At 44.5% G+C, this 23159-nt stretch carries 21 protein-coding genes; 19 read left to right on the top strand and 2 right to left on the bottom strand.

What is annotated here, in order from left to right; all coding sequences use genetic code 11:
* Positions 1-83: 83 nt before the first annotated feature.
* Positions 84-1793, bottom strand: coding sequence for an Rqc2 family fibronectin-binding protein (locus AC3EBE_RS15655; RefSeq protein WP_488595971.1), 1710 nt, complete (start codon positions 1791-1793; stop codon positions 84-86).
* A gap of 427 nt (positions 1794-2220) precedes the next feature.
* Between AC3EBE_RS15655 and AC3EBE_RS15650 the strand changes: the two genes are divergently transcribed.
* The 17 genes from AC3EBE_RS15650 (at position 2221) to spoVM (ending at position 20199) form a co-directional block, all read left to right on the top strand.
* Positions 2221-4911 (top strand): calcium-translocating P-type ATPase, SERCA-type, encoded by a 2691-nt coding sequence (locus AC3EBE_RS15650; protein WP_488595970.1) that lies wholly within the window; start codon positions 2221-2223, stop codon positions 4909-4911.
* A 189-nt stretch (positions 4912-5100) separates the two neighbouring features.
* Positions 5101-5976, top strand: a complete 876-nt coding sequence (locus AC3EBE_RS15645; RefSeq protein WP_488595969.1) for a YicC/YloC family endoribonuclease — start codon at positions 5101-5103, stop codon at positions 5974-5976.
* A gap of 56 nt (positions 5977-6032) precedes the next feature.
* On the top strand, positions 6033-6296 hold the full coding sequence (gene remA / locus AC3EBE_RS15640) for an extracellular matrix/biofilm regulator RemA (RefSeq protein ID WP_488595968.1): 264 nt from the start codon (positions 6033-6035) through the stop codon (positions 6294-6296).
* A gap of 9 nt (positions 6297-6305) precedes the next feature.
* Complete coding sequence (gmk, locus tag AC3EBE_RS15635) at positions 6306-6920, top strand: guanylate kinase (RefSeq protein WP_488595967.1); 615 nt, start codon at positions 6306-6308, stop codon at positions 6918-6920.
* Positions 6921-7145, top strand: coding sequence for a DNA-directed RNA polymerase subunit omega (rpoZ, locus tag AC3EBE_RS15630; RefSeq protein WP_488595966.1), 225 nt, complete (start codon positions 6921-6923; stop codon positions 7143-7145).
* Positions 7146-7352: 207 nt separating this feature from the next.
* Entirely contained in the window at positions 7353-8564 is a 1212-nt protein-coding gene (coaBC, locus tag AC3EBE_RS15625; protein WP_488595965.1) for a bifunctional phosphopantothenoylcysteine decarboxylase/phosphopantothenate--cysteine ligase CoaBC, read from the top strand.
* Entirely contained in the window at positions 8561-10975 is a 2415-nt protein-coding gene (gene priA, locus AC3EBE_RS15620) for a primosomal protein N' (RefSeq protein ID WP_488595964.1), read from the top strand. The genes coaBC and priA overlap by 4 nt, the downstream gene beginning before the upstream one ends.
* Positions 10976-11090: 115 nt before the next feature.
* Positions 11091-11576 (top strand): peptide deformylase, encoded by a 486-nt coding sequence (gene def, locus AC3EBE_RS15615; RefSeq protein WP_488595963.1) that lies wholly within the window; start codon positions 11091-11093, stop codon positions 11574-11576.
* Positions 11573-12526 carry a methionyl-tRNA formyltransferase gene (fmt, locus tag AC3EBE_RS15610; protein WP_488595962.1) on the top strand — a complete coding sequence of 318 codons (954 nt, stop codon included), beginning with the start codon at positions 11573-11575 and terminating at the stop codon, positions 12524-12526. Before def ends, fmt begins: the two co-directional genes overlap by 4 nt.
* Positions 12519-13868, top strand: coding sequence for a 16S rRNA (cytosine(967)-C(5))-methyltransferase RsmB (rsmB, locus tag AC3EBE_RS15605; protein WP_488595961.1), 1350 nt, complete (start codon positions 12519-12521; stop codon positions 13866-13868). The genes fmt and rsmB overlap by 8 nt, the downstream gene beginning before the upstream one ends.
* A gap of 1 nt (position 13869) precedes the next feature.
* Positions 13870-14961 carry a dual-specificity RNA methyltransferase RlmN gene (rlmN, locus tag AC3EBE_RS15600; protein WP_488595960.1) on the top strand — a complete coding sequence of 364 codons (1092 nt, stop codon included), beginning with the start codon at positions 13870-13872 and terminating at the stop codon, positions 14959-14961.
* Between the two features lie 4 nt (positions 14962-14965).
* Positions 14966-15715: a Stp1/IreP family PP2C-type Ser/Thr phosphatase gene (locus AC3EBE_RS15595; RefSeq protein WP_488596044.1), complete on the top strand. Its 750-nt coding sequence runs from the start codon at positions 14966-14968 to the stop codon at positions 15713-15715.
* Between the two features lie 5 nt (positions 15716-15720).
* The gene (pknB, locus tag AC3EBE_RS15590) at positions 15721-17676 is read left to right on the top strand and encodes a Stk1 family PASTA domain-containing Ser/Thr kinase (protein WP_488595959.1); all 1956 of its coding nucleotides are present in this window, start codon (positions 15721-15723) and stop codon (positions 17674-17676) included.
* 18 nt (positions 17677-17694) lie between these two features.
* On the top strand, positions 17695-18576 hold the full coding sequence (gene rsgA / locus AC3EBE_RS15585; protein ID WP_488595958.1) for a ribosome small subunit-dependent GTPase A: 882 nt from the start codon (positions 17695-17697) through the stop codon (positions 18574-18576).
* Between the two features lie 3 nt (positions 18577-18579).
* Positions 18580-19224, top strand: a complete 645-nt coding sequence (gene rpe, locus AC3EBE_RS15580) for a ribulose-phosphate 3-epimerase (RefSeq protein WP_488595957.1) — start codon at positions 18580-18582, stop codon at positions 19222-19224.
* 82 nt (positions 19225-19306) lie between these two features.
* Complete coding sequence (locus tag AC3EBE_RS15575) at positions 19307-19954, top strand: thiamine diphosphokinase (protein ID WP_488595956.1); 648 nt, start codon at positions 19307-19309, stop codon at positions 19952-19954.
* 164 nt (positions 19955-20118) lie between these two features.
* Positions 20119-20199, top strand: a complete 81-nt coding sequence (gene spoVM, locus AC3EBE_RS15570; protein ID WP_023614935.1) for a stage V sporulation protein SpoVM — start codon at positions 20119-20121, stop codon at positions 20197-20199.
* Between the two features lie 195 nt (positions 20200-20394).
* Here spoVM and rpmB read toward each other — a convergent pair whose 3' ends face one another.
* Complete coding sequence (gene rpmB, locus AC3EBE_RS15565) at positions 20395-20583, bottom strand: 50S ribosomal protein L28 (RefSeq protein ID WP_213366849.1); 189 nt, start codon at positions 20581-20583, stop codon at positions 20395-20397.
* A 294-nt stretch (positions 20584-20877) separates the two neighbouring features.
* Here rpmB and AC3EBE_RS15560 point away from each other — a divergent pair, with 294 nt between their 5' ends.
* Both AC3EBE_RS15560 and AC3EBE_RS15555 read left to right on the top strand, forming a co-directional pair.
* A complete protein-coding gene (locus AC3EBE_RS15560; protein WP_488595955.1) occupies positions 20878-21240 on the top strand; it encodes an Asp23/Gls24 family envelope stress response protein in 363 nt (120 codons plus the stop codon).
* Positions 21241-21256: 16 nt separating this feature from the next.
* The gene (locus AC3EBE_RS15555; RefSeq protein WP_488595954.1) at positions 21257-22927 is read left to right on the top strand and encodes a DAK2 domain-containing protein; all 1671 of its coding nucleotides are present in this window, start codon (positions 21257-21259) and stop codon (positions 22925-22927) included.
* The last annotated feature ends 232 nt before the right edge of the window (positions 22928-23159 follow it).

Below are 23159 nucleotides of genomic sequence, written 5' to 3'. Positions count from 1 at the left end.
TTTATTCCGGAATTAAGCAATATTTTCCGGAAACCACTGAAATTGAAAACCCGCTTGAATTTATTCAGGCGGGTAAAAAATATTTATTGTTTCAATTTCAAAATCAAATCTTCATCAGGAGTGACATATACGGTCTGCTGCTGTTCATATATTACAAAACCGGGTTTCGCACCAGAAGGTTTCTTGACATGGCGAACCTTTGTGAAATCTACAGGCACAGAGCTGGAGCTGCGTGCTTTGCTGAAATAAGCAGCAATCTGCGCTGCTTCAAGAATTGTTTCCTCAGACGGCTCTTTGCTGCGGATGACGACATGGGACCCTGGTATGTCCTTAGTGTGCAGCCAGATTTCATCACGTGCCGCCACTTTATTCGTCAAATAATCATTTTGTTTATTGTTTTTTCCAACGATGATTTCGGTTCCGTCTGATGATTGATATTTTTCAAGTACAGGTTTAAGGTTTTGTTTGTTCTTATTTGATTTTTTCTGGCGGGCCCGAATATATCCGCCTTCAATAAGTTCTTCGCGTATTTCTTCTAGATCTTTAGGCGACGCTGCTTCCACCTGCTGTAAAAGCCCTTCGAAATAAGCGGCTTCTCCTTTGGCTAGTTCAATCTGTTCCATCACGATGCTGACTGAATTCTTCGCTTTTTGATATTTTGTAAAATATTTTTGGGCGTTTTCGGAAGGCGTTTTCCTTGGATCCAGTGGAATCGTGATGGATGCTCCATCTTCATCGTAGTAATTGACTACAGTGATTTCCTTCATTCCTTTTTGCGCCATAAAAATATTTGCTGTCAGTAGCTCACCATATAATTGAAATTGCTCAGCTTTCTTTGCATCATCTAATGTCGATTCAAGCTTCTTGATTTTTTTCTCGTTTTTCTCTTTTTCATTGATAATCAGCCTCTCCAGGTCATTCCCCTGCTGTTTGACCCGATCGCGCTCAGCCTTTCCAAAGTAATAGCGGTCGAGAAGGCTGCTCAGCGAATCATACAATTTTATTTCGCCTTTCAGATGCAAAAGCGGAAGGAGGTAAAACGCTTCCTTATTTGTTCCATATGTTATCGCTGGGGCATAATCATGATTTTTAATTTGTGACATCATATCGATGAAGGCATTCGGAAGTGTCGTCCGGTTAGCTAGCCCTGCTTTAAATACAATTTCCTTTGCAAGGATTGGCGAAATGCCGGCAAAGCTGGCAACAAGCTGCTTATCGAGATTGCCGGAGTTGAAGTCAATCGATCTCAAAACATCTTCCTCAATTGCATCCAATGGATTCAGCTTCTCCTGCTGAGGAGGCATGATATATTCCTGTCCCGGCATGATGGCACGGTGGGTATTGACCGCAAAGGAGACATGCTTGATGCTGTCCAGAATGACATTCCTGCTTTTATCCACAATGATGATATTACTGTGGCGGCCCATGATTTCAACTATGAGCTGTTTGTAGGAGATATCGCCGATTTCATTCCTTCCTTTTACTTCAAAAATGATCATCCGGTCAAGTCCTGCCTGTTTGATATCTTCAATAATGAAACCTTCAAGGTGCTTCCTTAGAAGCATGCAGAACATTGGCGGTTCATTAGGATTATCATATTGTTCATTGGTAATTTGCACCCTTGCATAGCTTGGGTGTGCCGAAAGCAATAATTTATGGTTAACACCATTTGCTCTAACGGCCATAATCACTTCGTTTTTATATGGCTGGTGGATCTTATTGATCCGGCCCCCTTTTAAAAGTGAATTAAGCTCATGTGTAATTGCTCTTGTAAATAATCCATCAAATGACATATGTAAAACATCCTTTATTTTTATATCTTGCTAAATGCATTATTCCTGCGAATTCCGATATTGACCGTAACTCTAACTTTTTTTATGTGTCCAGCTCGGACGGCAGGACATCCTAGTCAGGTGAGTGCCGCAGGACGCGGCATCCACGAGCGTGGCTTTTCTTTTTGTCCAGCTCCAGGCGCCATCGGCTCGAGTCATAAGCCAATCCGTCTAAAAGGTTAAAGAGCAACCTTCTAGCCGGCTCGTCTTATGCTTGTCGGGACTGACCAAGGCGTTTCCGCGACGGACAGGATGTCCTAGTCAGGCGAGTGCCGCAGGACGCGGCTGTTACGAGCGTGGCTTTTCTTTATATATTAGCATTTTTTTGGACAGGGCTGAATAAGCTTTCTTTAGAGTAGGACAAACAAGGAGGAAGTGTGATGGCCCCATGAAGTTCCATGAGATGAATGAAACAGAAATAGCAAGTGTCTTAAGAACAGATTTTACAGAAGGTTTGGATGAAAAGGAAGTAAAAAGCAGACGTGAACAGCATGGGTATAATGCGTTAGCCGAGGGTGAAAAGCAATCGGCGCTATTGTTATTCTTCGCCCAGTTCAAGGATTTTATGGTGCTGGTACTTCTTGCGGCAACATTGATTTCTGGACTTTTAGGCGAGATGGTCGATGCGATCGCGATTATAGCGATTGTGCTGGTGAATGGTATATTAGGCTTTTTCCAGGAGAGGAAAGCTGAAAAATCACTAGATGCATTGAAAGAGCTGTCGGCGCCGCAGGTCCATGTCCTCCGTGATGGGGGCTGGGTAAAGGTTCCTTCAAAGGAAATCGTGCCTGGCGATATATTGAAGTTCACCTCAGGTGACAGGATTGGCGCAGATATTCGCTTAATTGAATCGAAAAGTCTCGAGATTGAAGAATCTGCGTTAACCGGTGAATCTTTGCCGGTGCAAAAAAACACCAGCCCCCTGAGGATTCCGAATCCAGGATTAGGGGATATGGACAACATGGCATTCATGGGCACCATGGTCACGAGAGGAAGCGGAGTCGGTGTCGTTGTCGCAACAGGCATGAAGACCGCGATGGGCCAAATCGCTGATTTGCTTCAAACAGCAGAAGCGCAGGAAACTCCATTGCAGCGCAGGCTGGAGCAATTGGGGAAGATCCTGATCACGGCAGCGCTGTTCCTGACTTTACTGGTAGTAGGGATTGGTGTGCTTCAGGGACATGATTTATACACGATGTTCCTCGCGGGGGTCAGCTTGGCGGTTGCGGCTATTCCAGAGGGGCTTCCGGCAATCGTTACAGTCGCATTATCGCTGGGTGTCCAGAGGATGATCAGGAAGAATGCCATCGTCCGGAAATTGCCGGCAGTAGAGACACTCGGCTGCGCATCAGTCATTTGTTCTGATAAAACTGGAACAATGACACAAAACAAAATGACAGTCACTCATCTTTGGAGCGGCGGAAAGACATGGACAGTCGATGGAGTAGGCTATTCTCCAGCCGGTTCCTTTTACCATAAAGGCAACGATATTAACCCTCAGTCAGAAAAGTCTCTCCAACAGCTGCTGACGTTCGGCATGCTGTGCAATCATGCAGAAATTATTGAAAAAGAAAATGAATATGCCATCGATGGAGATCCAACTGAAGGTGCATTACTGGTTGCTGCGATGAAAGCAGGATACAGAAGGCCGAACCTTCTCAGCCAGTTCGAAGTGATTAATGAATTTCCCTTCGATTCACAGCGGAAAATGATGAGTATGATCGTTAAGGATAAAAACGGGCGAAAGTTCGCTGTCGTAAAGGGTGCACCTGATGTACTGATCGGCTTGAGTGAATCCATCCTGTGGGATCAAAGGCAGCAAATCCTGACAAAGGAGCTTTCAGCAAAGGTCCAGGCAGCAATCGATGAGCTGGCAGGAAATGCGCTGCGTACGATCGCTATCGCATTTAAGCCCATTGCTGACAGTACAGTTGTGCTGCATGAAAATGAAGCTGAAAAGGGGCTTACCTTCATAGGGTTGCAGGGCATGATTGATCCGCCTCGCCCTGAGGTGAAAACAGCTGTAAAAGAATGCAATGATGCAGGAATCAAAACTGTTATGATCACGGGAGACCATGTAATTACTGCTAAAGCGATTGCTGAACAGCTAGGGATCCTAACAAAAGGAAGCAAGGTAATCGATGGCAAAAGATTATCGGAAATGTCAGTGTCAGAGCTTGAGGATGTAGTTGACGAAGTATCTGTTTTCGCCCGAGTTTCTCCTGAGCATAAACTCAAGATTGTCAAGGCGCTCCAAAATCGAGGCCATATTGTAGCGATGACCGGAGACGGGGTCAATGATGCTCCTGCTATAAAGGCAGCGGATATAGGAGTCGCTATGGGGATCACTGGGACAGACGTAGCGAAAGAAGCGTCATCACTGGTATTGCTGGATGACAACTTTGCTACTATTAAAGCAGCGATAAAGGAAGGGCGCAATATCTATGAAAATATCAGAAAATTCATCCGCTATCTGCTTGCATCAAATGTAGGCGAAATCCTGGTGATGCTTTTTGCCATGATCCTCGGCCTACCGCTTCCTTTGGTGCCGATTCAGATCCTTTGGGTGAATCTGGTTACAGATGGACTGCCAGCTATGGCGTTGGGACTGGACCAGCCTGAGGAAAATGTCATGAAGCGTCCGCCAAGGCACCCTAAAGAAGGTGTATTTGCAAGAGGGCTTGGATGGAAAGTCATTTCGCGAGGATTCTTGATTGGTTTGACTACGTTGCTTGCCTTTATCATTGTCTACAACAGGAATCCTGATGAACTCGCTTACGCCCAGACAATCGCGTTCGCTACTCTTGTCATGGCCCAGCTTATCCATGTTTTTGACTGCAGGAGCGAAAAATCGGTATTTGCCCGGAATCCTTTTGGCAATAAATATCTTGTCTGGGCAGTCATATCTTCATTGGTCATGGTGCTTGCAGTAATCTACTCTCCAGCACTTCAGCCGATTTTCCATACAGTTGCGATCATGCCTTCTGATTGGCTGTTGATCCTGGGATTATCTGCTGTTCCTACATTTTTGCTTGCCGGAACATTTTTTGCAAGAAAAACAAAAAGAAATATGATATAATCCGTTAGGTAATAGAGAAGGCTCTATTGCCTTTCTTTTTTTTTTGCTATGTTAATACTAGGAAGTTGATTTCGTTACTGGCATACAATCAGCAGGGTAATAGAATCATCATGCCTTAACAGAGCCCTTTACTATAAATCCTTCATTTTTCTAAAACTCGACTTTTTATAGAGATTGGATGTGTCTGAATTGGTCGTCAGTATGACTGGTTTTGGAAGGAGTAAAGCGGAATCAGACCGGCTGAGTGTAACGGTTGAGGTGAAAACCGTCAACCACCGGTTTTGCGAATTCCATATCCGCATGCCGCGGCAGCTCCTGAAAACAGAAGATAAAATAAAAAAGAAGCTTGGCGAGCATATAAAAAGAGGGAGAGTTGAAGTATTCGTAACTTTGGAGGGTGAAGGTGCAGTAAGCCGCAGTGTACATATAGACTGGCAAGCCCTGGACGAGTTTGTCCATCACATATCTGAAATCAGGACTAGATATGGCATTTCCGGTGAAATCGAACTTAAGAATTTGTTAAGCCGGGATGAAATCATCCATATCGAAGAAAAAGAGACGGATCATGATGAATTGGAGCAGCTGGTTTTGAATGCTATTGAGGATGCAGCAGGCCAGCTCGTGAGAATGCGGCAGCTTGAGGGGTCTGCCCTGGAAAAAGATGTGTCACAGCACATTGAGCTGTTGAAAAGGAATATCGAGAGCGTCAGAAAATATGCCCCTGATGTGATTGAGCAATATAGGGACAGGCTGAACAAGAGGATGGCTGAGCTTTTAGGCAGCCAGGCGGATGAAGACAGGATCCTCTCTGAAGTTGCTTTTTTTGCTGACAAAGCTGATATCAGTGAGGAATTGACCAGGCTGCAAAGCCATATCGGCCAATTTTCAGAAATCCTTAAGGAGAATGACCCTCTTGGCAGAAAGCTTGATTTTCTGCTTCAGGAAATGAATCGGGAAGTCAACACGATAGGATCCAAAGCAAATGATTCAAGAATTGCAAGAGAAGTTGTCGAAATGAAAAGTCTCCTTGAAAAGGTTAAAGAACAAGTTCAGAATATAGAATAGCGTTTAGAATGGGCCTCACAGGGCCAAAATAAATAACTGATGATTGGGGGACCATCATGGCAATAAAGCTTATAAACATAGGCTTCGGCAATATCGTATCAGCAAACAGGATCATTTCTATCGTCAGTCCTGAATCCGCGCCCATAAAAAGAATCATCCAGGATGCGCGGGATAGAGGGTCTTTAATAGATGCTACATATGGAAGAAGGACAAGAGCTGTAATCGTAATGGACAGTGACCATGTCATTCTTTCTGCGGTCCAGCCGGAAACTGTGGCGCACCGCTTGAATGACAGGGAAGATATTATTGATGAAGGGTAGGACTTTTTAATGCAGGAAAAAGGATTGTTGATTGTTCTTTCGGGGCCATCCGGAGTTGGCAAGGGAACCGTACGCAAGGAATTGTTTTCACAGCCGGATACCGCTTTTGAATATTCCGTTTCTGCCACTACGAGGCTGCCTCGTGAGGGAGAAGTGAACGGGACAGATTATTTCTTCAAATCCAGGGAAGAATTTGAAGAGATGATTAAACAGGACCAGCTGCTGGAATATGCAGAATTCGTCGGCAACTATTATGGTACGCCTGTCGAGTACGTACGGGAGACACTTGATGCTGGAAAGGATGTATTCCTCGAGATTGAAGTCCAGGGAGCAAGCCAGGTCCGCAGCAAGTTTCCAGAAGGCCTGTTCATTTTCCTTGCGCCGCCTAGCCTTTCAGAGCTTGAAAATCGCATTGTTACAAGAGGAACTGAAACAGAAGACATCATCAAGGGCAGAATGAGAGCTGCAAGAGAAGAAATTGAAATGATGGAATTGTATGATTATGTTGTTGAGAACGACCAGGTGGAAAAAGCCGCTGAGCGCGTCAAGGCAATTGTCGTAGCTGAGCACTGCCGCAGGGAACGGGTTCAACATCGCTATAAAAAAATGCTGGAGGTAGATTAAATGCTTTATCCTTCTATTGATTCTTTAATGACAAAGATTGATTCAAAATATTCGTTGGTTTCAGTTGCTGCCAAGCGCGCTCGCAGCATGCAGGTGCATATGGATGCAAAACTGGATAAGTATGTTTCACACAAATTCGTCGGCAAGGCGCTTGAGGAAATCAACGCTGAAAAGCTTCACTTTAAAACAGCTGCAAGCCACGAAGAGCTGAATATTAACGAGTAATCATCAATAACAACCTATTTATTGGGTTGTTATTTTTTTGTTTGGCGCTTAATTTGGCTGTTGATTTCCGTTTCAGGCGCTTCGCTTTTTTGTCTGCTATCCCCTTGAAGATGACAGTGATCATCCTGTTTTCATGCTTAATTTCTGAAAAAATGTTATAGTTCAATCATAATAATGATAGTTAGTGTACAATGGGGGTTCTCTGACATGCTGAACGGTAAAAAAATCTTGCTTTGTGTAACAGGCGGCATCGCTGTGTATAAGGCAGCAGCTCTTACAAGCAAATTGACGCAGGCTGGGGCGGAAGTGAAAGTCATACTGAGTGAATCAGCTGCTAAATTTGTTACTCCTCTTACTTTTCAGGCGCTATCCCGCAGCGAGGTCTATACAGATACATTCGATGAAAAGCATCCGGAAAAAATCGCGCACATCCATCTGGCTGACTGGGCTGATTTAATCCTGCTTGCGCCTGCGACTGCTAATATAATTGGCAAGCTTGCAAATGGGATTGCTGACAATATGATTTCAACAACCTTGCTTGCGGCAACCGCACCAGTGTGGGTCGCCCCGGCAATGAATGTGCATATGTACAGCCATCCCGCAGTGATGAAAAATATGGATATACTAAAAAGCTTTGGCTATGAATTTATCGAGCCAGGGGAAGGCTATCTTGCCTGTGGCTATACAGGCAAAGGGCGGCTCGAGGAACCTGAAACGATCGTCGAGCGGGCAATTGAATTTTTTCATAAGGCTGACAGTGAATTGAAGGGCAAGACTGTCTTGATTACGGCGGGCCCTACAAGAGAGAAAATTGACCCAGTCCGCTTTTTGACAAACCATTCCTCGGGGAAAATGGGCTATGCGATTGCTGCAGAAGCAGTGAAGATGGGGGCCAGGGTCGTTCTTGTTTCAGGCCCAGTCCAGCTAGAGCCTCCCAAGGGTCTGGAGTTTGTATCCGTCGAAAGTGCGGAGGATATGTATCAGGCTGCCCTGGAGAATTTCGAACAGGCTGACGTAATCATCGGAACAGCAGCTGTTGCCGACTATCGCCCTAAATATGTTTATGAAGAGAAAATGAAGAAAAAAGACGGTGACAATGTACTGGAGCTAGAGCGGACCAAGGATATTCTCTTGGAGCTTGGAAAAAGGAAAACAAAACAGGTTGTCATTGGCTTCGCTGCCGAAACGACCAATGTGGAGGAGCATGCAAAAGGCAAGCTGGTAAAGAAAAATGCCGATATGATAGTCGCGAATGATGTAAAGCAGGAGGGGGCCGGCTTTGGCACGGACACCAATATCGTCACCATCTATAAAAAGGATGGCACTGCTATAAAGCTTCCTTTAATGGCAAAAACAGAGGTTGCAAGAAACCTCCTTTCTGAAGTGATCAAGCTTCTTAAAAAGGATGAACGCGAATGAATATAGCTAATGTGATTGTCGATGTTCCTGCAAAGCAGACAGACAAAACCTTTGACTATAAAATCCCCGAAAAGTATAAGAATGTCATCAGGCCAGGAACAAGGGTCATCGTTCCTTTTGGTCCACGTAAAATACAAGGGTTTGTAACCGGGCTGAAAAACGAATCAAGCTTTTCGAAATTGCGTGAAATTGTCGAGCCGCTGGACCTGACTCCGGTACTCAATGGAGAGCTTCTGGAGCTGGGGGAATGGTTAACTGAGCATACGTTAAGCTATAAAATTTCTTCTTACCAGGCGATGCTGCCAGCTGCTTTAAAAGCGAAATATGAAAAGAAAATAGTCCTGGCAAAAGGTGCCGGTCTAGATGAGGTCCATCAAAGTCTTAAAGAGCTATTCATGGAAAATCAAGAAATTAAGTGGGAAGATGCAGTGGCCAAGGGACTGGTCGGACAGCTCCACAAGGAAGCAGCCGAAGGAAGGATTGAAGTCATCTATCAGGTTAAGGACCGTGTGCGCAAAAAGCTGCTGAAGCATGTGTATCCAGCTTTTGATGCCGAAAAGCTAAAGGAAGCAAGAGATAATTTAAGCGCACAGGCATCCGGACAGCAGGCATTGGTTGATTACTTTTTGGATAGTCCTGAGCCAGTTGAACAAAGAACGATTCTTTCAAACCTTGGAATTTCACAGGCTTCCATCAATTCACTTGTGAAAAAAGGTATTTTAAGGGTAGAAGAATTAGAGGTTTACAGAGACCCCTATGCCGAGCGTGAATTTGCAAGAAAAACGGCTCTCACTCTTACAGCGGAGCAGGAAAATGCGATTGCCCCGGTATTGGCTTCCATTGAGGAAGACCGCCATGAAGTGTTCCTTCTATATGGAGTTACTGGCAGCGGCAAAACAGAGATTTATCTTCAATCCATCCAGGAGGTACTGGGAAAAGGGAAGGAGGCAATTGTGCTCGTTCCTGAAATCTCGTTAACCCCGCAGATGGTCACCCGCTTCAAAGAGCGCTTTGGGGATTTGGTTGCCGTCATGCACAGCGGCCTTTCTGCTGGAGAGAAATACGATGAATGGCGAAAAATACAGCGCAAGGAAGTAAAAGTTGTGGTAGGTGCAAGATCAGCCATCTTTGCTCCTTTTGAAAATATCGGAATCATCATCATTGATGAGGAGCATGAAACAAGCTACAAACAGGAAGAAAACCCAAGATATCATGCGAGGGATGTGGCAATCCACAGGGCAAAAAACTATAACTGCCCTGTTATACTGGGAAGTGCGACTCCATCATTAGAATCGTTTGCGAGAGCGCAGAAAGGACGATATACCCTCCTGTCGCTGCCGAAAAGGATGAATAATCAGGCCCTGCCGACAGTGGAAATCGTCGATATGCGGGAGGAGCTGAGGACAGGTAACCGCTCCATGTTCTCTGTCAAGCTTTTTGAGAAATTAAAGAACCGTATTGAGAAAAAAGAACAGACAGTACTGTTCCTCAATAAGCGGGGCCATTCATCATTTGTCATGTGCCGGGACTGCGGATATGTGATGAACTGTCCTCACTGTGACATTACGCTGACTTACCATCGTTATAATGAACAAATGAAATGCCACTACTGTGGACATGAAGACAGGGTGCCGGTCATATGCCCTGAATGTGACAGCGAGCATATCCGTTATTTTGGAACTGGAACCCAAAAGGTGGAGGAAGAGCTCCATAAGCTGCTTCCAGAAGCCAGAGTTATCCGCATGGATGTTGATACCACCGGACGAAAAGGGTCTCATGAAAAGCTGCTGACGGCCTTCCAGGAAGGGCAGGCAGACATTTTGCTAGGAACCCAGATGATTGCGAAAGGATTGGATTTCCCTAATATAACGCTTGTGGGTGTCTTATCCGCTGATACAATGCTTCATCTCCCTGATTTCAGGGCATCTGAAAAAACCTTCCAGCTTCTGACCCAGGTAAGCGGAAGGGCTGGAAGGCATCAGCTGCCCGGGGAGGTTGTCATCCAGACCTATACTCCAGAGCATTATAGTATCGAGCTCGCTGGTTCACAGGATTATGACCGGTTTTATCAGCAGGAGATGATGGTGAGGAAGGTGCATCAATACCCGCCGTTTTATTATCTGTCACTTGTTACTGTAAGCCATGAAGACCTGATGAAGGCTGTTTCAGTAACAGAGAAAATAGCTAAGTTCATCTCGTCCAGGCTTTCGAGGGAGGCTGTCGTTCTTGGGCCTGTTGCATCACCGATTCCTCGTATCAACGATAGATATCGATATCAATGTCTGATAAAATACAAAAAGGAACCTGAGCTGAACAATGCGTTAAAAGCAATACTTGATCACTACCAGCAGGAGACGGGCTCAGCTGGCCTTCAGATTTCTGTAGACCTGAATCCGTATATCCTGATGTAATCATAAGCAGTTTAGGAAGGACTCAGCCTTTTTCAATGAATGAGTTTACCGTAAAAGGCTATTGAACAAGCTAAAGATTAATGAATTATATAAAAGTATTTATGGAGGATTTATTTTGGCAATAAGAAAAATAGTAAATTATCCAGCAGCGATATTGGAACAGGAATGCCAGCCAGTAGAAGTATTCGATAAAAAGCTGGCCAAGCTGCTGGATGATATGTATGATACAATGATTGAATTTGACGGAGTAGGATTGGCTGCTCCGCAAATTGATATAGATAAGCAAATCGCCATTGTGGATATTGATGATGAGCACGGAACGATTGAAATGATCAATCCGGTTATCCTCGAAACCCGGGGCGAACAGACGGGACCTGAGGGCTGCCTGAGTTTCCCTGGATTATACGGTGAAGTTACCCGTCCGGATTATGTGAAAATCAAAGCCCAAAACCGCAAGGGAAAAACATATGAATTAGAAGCCGAAGAGTTTCTCGCAAGGGCCATTCTTCATGAGATCGATCATTTGCATGGTGTTTTATTTACATCCAAAGTATCAAGATATTTAGAAGAAGCTGAGTTAGAGGAGTTGGGCCAGGAATGACAAGAATAGTTTTTATGGGTACTCCCGATTTTTCTGTTCCTGTTTTAAGAAGGCTGATTGATGATGGATACGATGTTATTGCGGCAGTGACACAGCCCGACAGGCCAGTGGGAAGAAAACAGGTCCTGACCCCGCCCCCTGTTAAAGCTGAAGCGATGAAACATAATATCCCGGTTTATCAGCCGGAGAAAATTCGCCAGTCTGAAGAGCTAGAGCAAATTCTGGCCCTTAACCCGGATTTAATCGTAACAGCTGCTTTTGGGCAGATTTTGCCGAAACAGCTGCTGGAAGCGCCGAAGTTTGGCTGTATCAATGTCCATGCATCGCTGCTGCCGGAATTGCGAGGCGGAGCACCGATCCATTATGCCATCATTCAGGGCAAACAAAAAACAGGTATTACGATAATGTATATGGTAGAAAAGCTGGATGCCGGTGATATTCTGACACAGGTTGAAGTACCTGTTACGGAAACAGACACTGTCGGGACACTGCATGATAAAATGAGTGCTGCGGGTGCTGACCTGTTATCAGAAACAATACCAAAGCTTCTGAATGGGGAAATCACACCTACTCCGCAAAATGATGACGAAGCAACGTTTGCATGGAATATAAAGCGTGAGCAGGAGAAAATCGACTGGTCTAATAAAGGTACCGATATTTATAACCAGGTTCGCGGAATGAATCCATGGCCGGTGGCGTATACAACTTTTAACGGGGCTGCCATGAAGGTTTGGGCTTCGGAAAAGGCAAGCTATACCGGAAGCCACGAGCCAGGAACGATCATCAGGCTCGAGGAAGATGGCCTTGTAGTCGCCACTGGTGATGGAACAGCAGTTAAAATTACCCAGCTCCAGCCTGCAGGCAAGAAAAGGATGGACGCCAAGCAATTCTTGCTAGGTGCCGGTGCGGGAATCACACCTGGGCAAAAGTTAGGAGACAGCAATGAGTAACAAGAAGAATGTCAGGAATGCTGCAGTGCAGCTTTTGGAGACGATTGAAAAGAACCAGGCCTATAGCAATTTGCTGCTGAATAGCACGATTGAAAAGAATGAAATCAGCAAGGTTGATGTTGGGCTCCTCACTGAAATCGTCTACGGCACATTGCAGCGGAAGATGACCCTTGATTTTTATCTCAAGCCTTTCATTGAAAAAAACAAAAAGCTTCAGAGCTGGGTAGTCAATCTTCTTCGCATCACAGTTTATCAAATGGTATATCTTGATAAAATACCTGATAGAGCAGCTATTTTTGAAGCAGTTGAAATTGCAAAACGTCGTGGCCATAAAGGTATTGCCGGCCTTGTGAATGGGGTTCTGCGCAGTATCCAGAGAAATGGACTTCCTTCTTTAGATACAATTGCGGATCCTGCAGAAAGAATAGCAATCGAAACGAGCCATCCATTATGGCTGGTAAAAAGATGGATCAGCCAATTTGGCGAAGAAAAGACACGCGAAATGTGCGAGGTGAATCTGACTGCGCCACTTCAGACAGGAAGGGTCAATTTGACAAGGATTTCGCGGGAAGAATGCTTAAGCCTGCTTGAAGATGAAGGCTTCGAGGTAGAAGCGAGCCCAATCATCCCGGAAGCAATTAAATGTCTTCGCGGGAACCTAGCTTCATCCAAAGCTTTCAGCTATGGCTTATTGACGATCCAGGATGAGAGCTCTATGCTGGCAGCATACGCACTTGGCATTAAAGAGGAGGAGGTCATCCTTGATGCCTGTGCAGCACCTGGAGGGAAATCCTCACATATTGCCGAGAAGCTGGCGAACAGCGGCAAGGTAATTTCCCTTGATCTTCATGAGCATAAAGTAAAGTTGATTAAAAGTAATGCTGAGCGTCTCGGTCTTGAAAACATCCAAGCAATGAAAATGGACAGCAGGGAAGCAGGCGGGCATTTTGAGAAGGATTCAGTTGACAGGATCCTGGTGGATGCACCTTGCTCAGGGCTCGGCGTAATGCGGCGCAAGCCAGATATGAAATATACAAAGCAAGAAAAGGATTTATCACAGCTGCAGTCAATCCAGCTGAGCCTGCTCGAATCGGTCGCGCCGCTTCTTAAACGTGACGGCACTTTAGTATATAGTACATGTACAGTAGATAAAGAAGAAAATCAGGAAGTAATAGAAAAGTTTTTACAAAAGCATCAGGAATTCGAAGGAGTTATGGACCTTGCCGAGCGGATGCCTGAGGCAGTCAGACCTTTGATTAATGGTTATGATGTCCAGGTTTTGCCGCAGGACTTTGGCTCTGATGGATTTTATATTGCTTGTTTAAGAAAGAAGGTGGAATAACATGGAACAGGAAAAAACATCAAGAAAAAAGGCAGCAGAGGACACAGGAAAGAAGTCCATTTATTCACTTCAGCTTGATGAAATGAAAAATTGGCTGAAGGAACAAGATGAAAAACCATTTCGTGCAGAACAGATCTTTGACTGGCTGTACAAAAAAAGAGTGGCCACATTTGAAGATATGTCAAATCTTTCAAAGGGCTTAAGAGACAAGCTTGATGAGCATTTTGTGCTTACTACCCTTAGTACGATTGTCCAGCAGACTTCATCTGATGGCACAATCAAGTTTTTATTTGAATTGCATGATGGTGTTTCAATCGAGACAGTTTTGATGAGGCATGAGTATGGAAACTCCGTCTGTGTTACGACTCAGGTCGGCTGCAGAATCGGCTGCACGTTTTGTGCATCGACTCTTGGCGGATTAAAAAGAAACCTGGAAGCAGGAGAAATCGTTGCCCAGGTCGTAAAAGTACAACAGGCACTTGATGAAACAGACGAAAGGGTAAGCTCAATTGTCATCATGGGAATTGGTGAACCATTCGACAACTACGACAATATGCTTTCATTCCTGAAAATTGTCAATCATGAAAAAGGCCTTAATATTGGTGCTAGGCACATTACAGTGTCAACGAGCGGAATCATTCCGAAAATTTACGAATTTGCGGATGAAAACATGCAAATCAACTTTGCGATTTCCCTTCATGCACCAAATACTGAGCTGAGGAGCCGGCTTATGCCTATAAACCGCGCATACAAGCTTCCAGATTTAATGGATGCCGTGCGCTATTATGTTAATAAGACGGGCAGACGAATCAGCTTTGAATATGGGTTGTTCGGCGGTGTCAATGATCAGGTCGAACATGCAGAAGAGCTTGCGAACCTGGTGAAAGGTTTGAAGTGCCATATCAATTTGATTCCAGTTAACTATGTTCCTGAACGAGATTACGTAAGAACTCCAAAGAGCCAAATCTTCAAATTTGAACGGACACTGCGCGACCGTGGTGTAAATGTGACAATTAGAAGGGAACAAGGGCATGATATCGAAGCAGCTTGCGGACAACTTCGGGCAAAGGAAAGAAAAGAAGAGACGAGGTGAAAAGATGAAGGCTGTTTTCATGACAGACAGGGGAAAAGTTCGCCTGCATAATGAAGACAATGGCGGCATCTTTGCAAATCCTCACGGTCAGCGCCTAGCCATCGTAGCAGATGGCATGGGCGGCCACCGTGCAGGGGATGTTGCCAGTGACATGACGACCAATCATTTAAAAGGCCTTTGGGAAGCATCATCCAGAATACATACAGCAGAAGAAGCAGAAAATTGGCTGAAAGTATCGGTTCTAGAAGTGAACAAGCAATTATTCCAGCATTCCTTAAATCATTCAGAGTGCGAAGGCATGGGCACTACAATTGTCGCTGCGATTTGCACAGATCTTTTCGCAACGGTTGTCAATATCGGTGACAGCCGCTGTTATCTTATGAACGAATCAGGCTTTAAACAGCTGACTGAGGATCATTCACTAGTCAATGAACTTGTCCGTTCAGGCCAGATTTCAAGAGAGGACGCAGAACACCATCCGCGAAAAAACGTCCTGCTTCGGGCTCTGGGGACAGAAGAAAAAGTTGAAATGGATTTAAAAACGATTATTTTTGAAGAAGGCGATGTATTGCTGCTCTGCTCTGATGGCCTTTCTAATAAGGTAAGCCAGGATGAGATGGAAAGCATCATCACGACTGAATCCTCTTTGGAGGAAAAGGCAGAAGAGTTTATCAAAAGAGCCAACCAAAACGGCGGCGAAGATAATATTACTCTTGCAATCGTCGAATACCAGGAATTCAACGAGGGCAGGTGAAGAAAATGATCATCGGAAAACGAATCAGCGGCCGCTATAAAATTCTCGATATGATTGGCGGAGGCGGCATGGCCAATGTGTACCTTGCCCATGACATGATTCTTGACAGAGATGTAGCTGTCAAAATGCTTCGTCTTGATTTCGCAAATGATGAAGAATTTATCCGCAGATTCCATAGAGAGGCTCAATCAGCTACTAGTCTTGCACATCCTAATATTGTCAGTATCTATGATGTTGGTGAAGAGGACGGGCTATATTACATTGTGATGGAATATGTAGATGGTCAAACCCTGAAGCAATACATACAGCAGCATGCACCAGTACCAGTGCAGGAAGCGCTGGATATCATGAAGCAGCTGACTTCTGCTATTTCACATGCACATCATAATCATATTGTCCACCGGGATATCAAACCGCATAATATTTTAATTGACAATAAGGGTACAGTGAAAATTACAGATTTCGGTATTGCCATGGCCTTGAGCGCCACGAGCATCACGCAAACAAACTCAGTGCTCGGCTCTGTCCATTATCTATCTCCCGAACAGGCACGCGGAGGAATGGCCAATAAAAAGTCCGATATATATTCAATCGGTATTGTCATGTTCGAACTGCTTACTGGAAGGCTTCCGTTTTCCGGGGAATCAGCTGTCTCGATTGCGTTAAAGCATTTGCAATCCGAAACTCCATCTTTGAAAAGGTGGAATCCCCAAATACCGCAGAGCGTGGAGAATATCGTTCTAAAGGCAACTGCTAAAGATCCATTCCACAGATATGACAATGTCGATGATATGGAAGATGATTTAAGCTCAGCTCTCGATGCTGGCCGCATGAACGAGGAGAAATTCACCATTCCCGTGGATGTGGATGCAACAAAGGCAATTCCCGTCATCACAAATGACAGGCCATTTCATAACCTGGACGAAACGATTGTCAGGAATCAGCAAACAATGCCGCCTGAGTCCAAGAAAAAAAACAAGCCTGCTAAGAAAAAGAGAAAAATATGGCCTGTTTTACTGACACTGTTATTTTTGTTAATCGCAGCAGCAGGAATCGTTTTTGTCACAAAGGGACCTGACCTCTTTGGGCCAAAGGATGTCGAGGTACCTGATGTCAGCGGCATGGAACTTGAAGAGGCAGTAGCGGAACTGATGGCGGCAGGGTTTGCCATCGGCGAGCAGAAGGAACTGAGTGATGAGGAAGTGGAAGAGGGCTTCATCATCAAAACGAATCCTAAAGCCGGGAAAATGATCAAAGAAGGCAATGAGATCGACCTTTATATCAGCTCTGGTAAAGAGGAAATGGAATTGTCCGACTATCGAGGCAGACTGTATGATGATGTATACAGTTTGCTCGAGAGTAAAAATTTCAAGGACATCGAGAAAACAGAAGAACATGATGAAAACAGTGAGCCGGGGACAATTCTGGAGCAATATCCGCCACCAGGAGAATCGGTCATCCCTGAGGAAACAGTACTTGAATTCACGGTCAGCAAAGGGCCGGAATTGGTTACGCTGGATGATTTTAGCGACTATAACAAAAAAGCACGTCAGGTATATGAAGAAAACAATGGAATCAAATTTAATGTAACCGAAGAATTTAGTAATGACGTCCAAGAGGATCTGGTCATTTCTCAGGATCCTGCGCCAGGCACTCAGGTTAAAAAAGGCAGCCAGGTGAATATCGTGATCTCGAAGGGGATAGAGGAACTTCCAAAAAAGGTGAATCATGAATTTAATATAACTTATGATACAGCCATGGCTGGAAAGCCACAGAAGGTTCAAATTTATATTAGCGATTTAGATCATAATGACAATGTACCATCCTATGAATTTGATATTCTGCAAGACACAGCGTATTCGGTAGACTTCCGTATTGAGCCAGGGGGAGAAGCTTATTATAGAATCATGGTTGATGGCAAATCTATTGAAGAAAGTTCTATTCCTTATCCAACAGACTAACAGACAGGGAGTGTTGCTATGCCTGAGGGCAAAATCATTAAGGCATTGAGCGGATTTTATTATGTGACTAATGATGATGGCATTTTTCAATGCCGCGGACGTGGAGTATTCCGGAAGAACAAGATTACACCGCTGGTTGGCGATGAGGTCGTTTTCCAGGTTGAAAATGAAACTGACGGCTACATTCTTGAGGTTAGGGAACGGAAGAATGAGCTCGTCCGTCCGCCCATTGCAAATGTTGACCAGGCGATTCTCGTCTTTTCTGCGGTTGAGCCTGACTTCAGTACTGCTCTGCTTGACCGGTTTCTTGTTCTGATTGAGTATAATCATATCCAGCCCGTCATCTGCATTACGAAAATGGATCTGACGACTGAAGAACAAAAGGAGAGGCTCCAATCCTATGCAGCAGACTACCGGAAAGCAGGTTATGAGGTGATTTTTACATCCTCAGAAACTGCAGCGGGCCTGGAGGAGCTAGGCCCACATCTGGAAGGTAAGATCTCTGTATTCGCTGGGCAGTCAGGAGTAGGCAAGTCCTCACTCCTGAATGCCATCAGGCCAGATTTGGAATTGAAAACCGATGACATTTCCTCGCATCTTGGCCGCGGGAAACATACAACAAGGCATGTAGAGCTGATATCAATCAATAATGGACTTGTTGCTGACACACCTGGTTTCAGTTCCCTGGAATTCACAGAGATTGAAGCCGAGGAATTGAACTCTTGCTTTCCGGATATTGCAGAAGTGAGTGAGGGTTGCAAATTCCGGGGCTGCCTGCACATGGCCGAACCAAAATGTGCAGTCAAAGCAGGGGTGGAAGCAGGCGAGCTGCCAGAATATCGTTACGAGCACTATAAGGACTTTTTATTAGAAATAAAAGATAGAAAGCCGAGGTACTGAACCATGGTAAAAATAGCACCTTCAATCTTATCAGCAGACTTTGCTAGGCTTGGCGATGAAATCAAGGATGTCGAGCGAGGCGGAGCAGATTATATCCATGTGGATGTAATGGACGGCCATTTTGTCCCAAACATTACGATAGGACCGCTGATCGTCGAAGCCATCCGGCCAGTTACTCAATTGCCGCTGGATGTCCATCTGATGATCGAGAATCCCGACCAGTATATCGAAGCATTTGCAAAAGCCGGGGCGGATTATATTACTGTCCATGCTGAAGCCAGCAGGCATCTTCACAGGACAGTCCAATTAATAAAATCAACGGGTGTTAAAGCCGGGGTGGTCATCAATCCGGCAACCCCTGTAGAAGTACTGAAGCATGTCATTGAAGATATCGATCTCGTTTTGCTCATGTCAGTAAATCCTGGCTTCGGCGGGCAGAAATTCATCCCTTCTGTACTGCCGAAAATTAGGCAGGTCAAGGAGATGGCAAATGAGCTGAATCCTGGATTGGAAATCGAGATAGATGGCGGAGTGAATGAAGAAACAGCCAGACTATGCATTGAGGCAGGAGCAAATGTGCTAGTTGCCGGCTCAGCTGTTTTCAATAAAGAAGACAGGGCCGCGGCCATTGCCAGCTTAAGGTCCTGATAATAAAAGCCAGCCGACCACGGCTGGCTTATTTCAACTTTCTTTAGGGAGTTGTACTTTAAAGTTAAAGGAGATCAAAGCAATGATAATAAATCTGGTAGCCGGAGGACCTTTAAACCTGATTCCTGAATTCCGGCTATATGAGGGCAGCAAGGTATTATGGGTCGGAATAGACAGGGGTGTCTTCTACTTACTCAATGCTGGGATCAGGCCAGCGCTTGCATTTGGCGATTTTGACTCGGTTACAGAGCTGGAAATGGCTGAGATAGAAAAAGAAGTAACAGAGCTTAAAAAGTTTAAACCAGAAAAAGATGAAACGGATATGGAGCTTGCCCTCAATTGGGCTCTGACGCAAAATCCGGATTCAATCAGAATTTTTGGGGCAACAGGAGGAAGGCTCGACCACCTCATGGCTAATGTACAGCTATTAACCAAGCCTCTCAGCCTGAATACAAACATTCACACAGAAATCATTGATGCAAATAATATTTTATACATAAAAAATCCGGGCAGCTATGGAATTAAAAAAATAGAAGGCTTTAAATATGTTTCATTCCTTCCTGCATCGCCATCAGTCTCGGGATTGACACTTGAAAATTTCAAATACCCTTTAAATGAATGTCATATTCCGATGGGTTCGACACTATGTATTAGTAATGAACTTATTAGCAATCATGGTACTTTTTCATTTTCTGAAGGCATATTATTAGTCGTAAGGAGCAAGGATTGAAAGGTCTTTTGGAAAAAAGCTCTTTTAAAAAGCTCGCTGCTATTAAGCTGAATTTGATTTCTTGCAAAAGGATCATGAGAAAAGAGCAAATTCTGTTCATCCCGGAATATACTGTAGGGAGACAAAGAAAGACTGGTTTGCGAGAGATGGTGAGGAGGGACGGTATGAGGTTCTATACAATTAAACTGCCTAAATTCCTGGGCGGACTCGTACGTGCGATGTTAGGTGCTTTTAAAAAGGATTAATAAACATAAAGAAGATGAAGACAAAAAGTTTAGGCGGTTGGATTGGCACCCTGGAGCGGGGTGCTATTATTTTTGCACAAAGTTGGGAAGAATAAATTACGCAGGGAAATTGGAAATGGAAAGAAAAAAGGCATCCTCAAGGGATGCCGTGCAGTGCCGGTCATCAAAGCCTGTCCGGTCATCTGCAGTTTTTAATTAAACGCGCTCAACTTTACCTGATCTTAGAGCTCTTGTAGATACCCAAACACGCTTAGGCTTACCGTCTACAAGAATACGAACTTTTTGAAGGTTTGCACCCCAAGTACGCTTGTTAGCGTTCATTGCGTGGGAGCGTGCGTTACCAGAACGAGTTGATTTACCAGTTACTACACATTTACGTGGCATATGATTTCCCTCCTAACTGACAAAAGCTAAACTATTTTGTACTGCAAATGTTTGCATATCGTCAGAACTGCGAATGCAACAGGATAACCTTATTTCTGACATACTTTAATAATTTATCATAGAAATTTGCCATTTGCAATAGTTCTGGATAAAGCTATAAAGAAAAAAACCTTGACATATAGTAAAGATTCTTGCTGAATAATAAGGGGGCAGGGCAGAATAACTTTAAAAATTGACTGGCTTATAGTAAAATAACTGTAGCATATAGCTATTTTTCCAAAGGGGGAACGAGACATGTCCATCGAGCTAAAAACGAAGTACGGACAAATTGATATATCAAATGATGTCATTGCAACGATTGCGGGCGGTGCAGCAGTTGATTGTTACGGGATTGTCGGGATGGCTTCAAAGAATCAGATCAGAGACGGATTAACAGATATTCTGCGCAGGGAGAATTTCACTCGCGGAGTCATCGTTCGCCAGGAAAATGAAGAAGTACATATCGATATGTATATTATTGTGAGCTATGGAACGAAAATTTCCGAGGTTGCCCACAATGTCCAGTCAAAGGTGAAATATACCCTTGATAAAACAGTCGGGCTCGCTGTTGACTCGGTCAATATTTACGTTCAGGGAGTTCGTGTAACGAACCCGTAGTGAGGAGGAAAGATTTGTGTCTATTAAAGTTCTAGACGGAAAACGTTTTGCGGAGATGGTGATCCAGGGTGCCAATCATTTAGCTGCGAACGCCCAATATGTCGACGCGTTGAACGTCTTCCCTGTTCCTGATGGTGACACAGGAACAAATATGAATTTGTCAATGACTTCCGGAGCGAAGGAAGTAAAAAACAATGTACAGGAACATATCGGCAAAGTAGGGGCTGCCCTTGCAAAAGGTTTGCTGATGGGAGCGAGGGGAAACTCGGGTGTTATCCTTTCCCAATTGTTCCGTGGGTTTGCAAAGGCTATTGAACAAAAGGCAGCCGTCAATCCTGTGGAATTCGCTGCTGCGCTCCAGGCAGGTGTGGAAACTGCCTATAAAGCAGTAATGAAGCCAGTGGAAGGCACGATCCTTACGGTAGCGAAGGATGCTGCAAGGCATGCTGTTTCTGTTGCCAATAAACACGAAAGCCTTGAGGGACTGATGGAAGAATTACTTAAGGAGGCTAAGGCCTCACTTAACCGGACTCCAGACTTGCTTCCGGTATTAAAGGAAGTAGGGGTTGTCGATAGTGGCGGCCAGGGTCTCGTATTCGTATATGAAGGCTTCCTTGCAGTCTTGAAGGGGGAACAGCTTCCGGATTCTCCATCTGCCATGCCGAATATGAATGAGCTTGTTAGCGCTGAGCACCATAAGAGCGTTCAAAGCCATATGAATACTGAGGATATTGAATTTGGCTATTGTACAGAATTCATGGTCAGGCTCGAGGGGAAGGATACCTTCTCTGAAGAAAAGTTCCGTCAGGATTTGAGTGCGTATGGAGATTCATTGCTGGTCATCTCTGATGACGAGGTTGTTAAAGTACATATCCACTCGGAACAGCCTGGTGAAGTTTTGACATATGGGCAAAAATATGGAAACCTCATCAACATGAAGATCGAAAACATGCGCCAGCAGCACTCAAATATTGTTGGCGAACCGACAACGCCACTGCGCACAGAGGCAAACCAGCCTAAAAAGGTAAAGCAGGAGTACGGAATTGTAGCTGTATCAATGGGTTCCGGCATTGCTGAGCTATTCCGCAGCATCGGTGCAAATGTAGTGATTGAAGGCGGACAAACGATGAATCCTAGCACAGAGGATATTGTCAAAGCAATCAAGGAAGTAAATGCACGCAAAGTCATTATCCTTCCGAATAATAAAAATATCATAATGGCTGCTGAACAGGCTGCTGAGGTGTCTGAGGAGGAAGTAGTGGTTATTCCATCCAAGACTGTCCCTCAGGGAATGACGGCACTGCTTTCATTTAACCCTTCTGCAGAAAGCACTGCGAATAAAGAAGTGATGACAGAAGCAATGCAGCATGTTAAGACTGGTCAATTGACTTATGCGGTCAGGGATACAAGCATCGATGGCCTTGAAATCTCAACAGGAGATTTCATGGGGATTGCTGATGGCAAAATCGTCTTGAAAGATAAAGATAAAGTGCAGGCTGCCAAGGATCTGTTAAGCCAGATGCTGGATGAGGATTCCGAAATCCTGACCATCCTGAAAGGTGAAGACGCATCAGAAGAGGATGTAGACTCAATCGTTGACTTTGTAGAGAACGAATTTAAGGATGTGGAGGTTGAAGTCCACAATGGAGAACAGCCTTTATATGCCTTCATCTTCGCGATTGAATAAGCTTTTAAATTCGCTTGGGAATAGCTGAGCTTGAATAATGTCCAGTCACGGTAAAAGTTTTAATATTGAGGGATTGAACTCCCGCTGGACAAATATAAATATAATATGGTACTAAGGAATAGAAGGGGAGTACTCCTTCTATTTCGCTATTTCTGAAGGTTTTTTAATGACACTTTTCTTTTCACGAACAAAGCAATGTAAGCTGTACACGTTCTGCTTTCTTAGTATCAAG

This window comes from Mesobacillus sp., from assembly GCF_057785455.1.
This window is presented reverse-complemented; position numbering and strand designations above follow the sequence as displayed.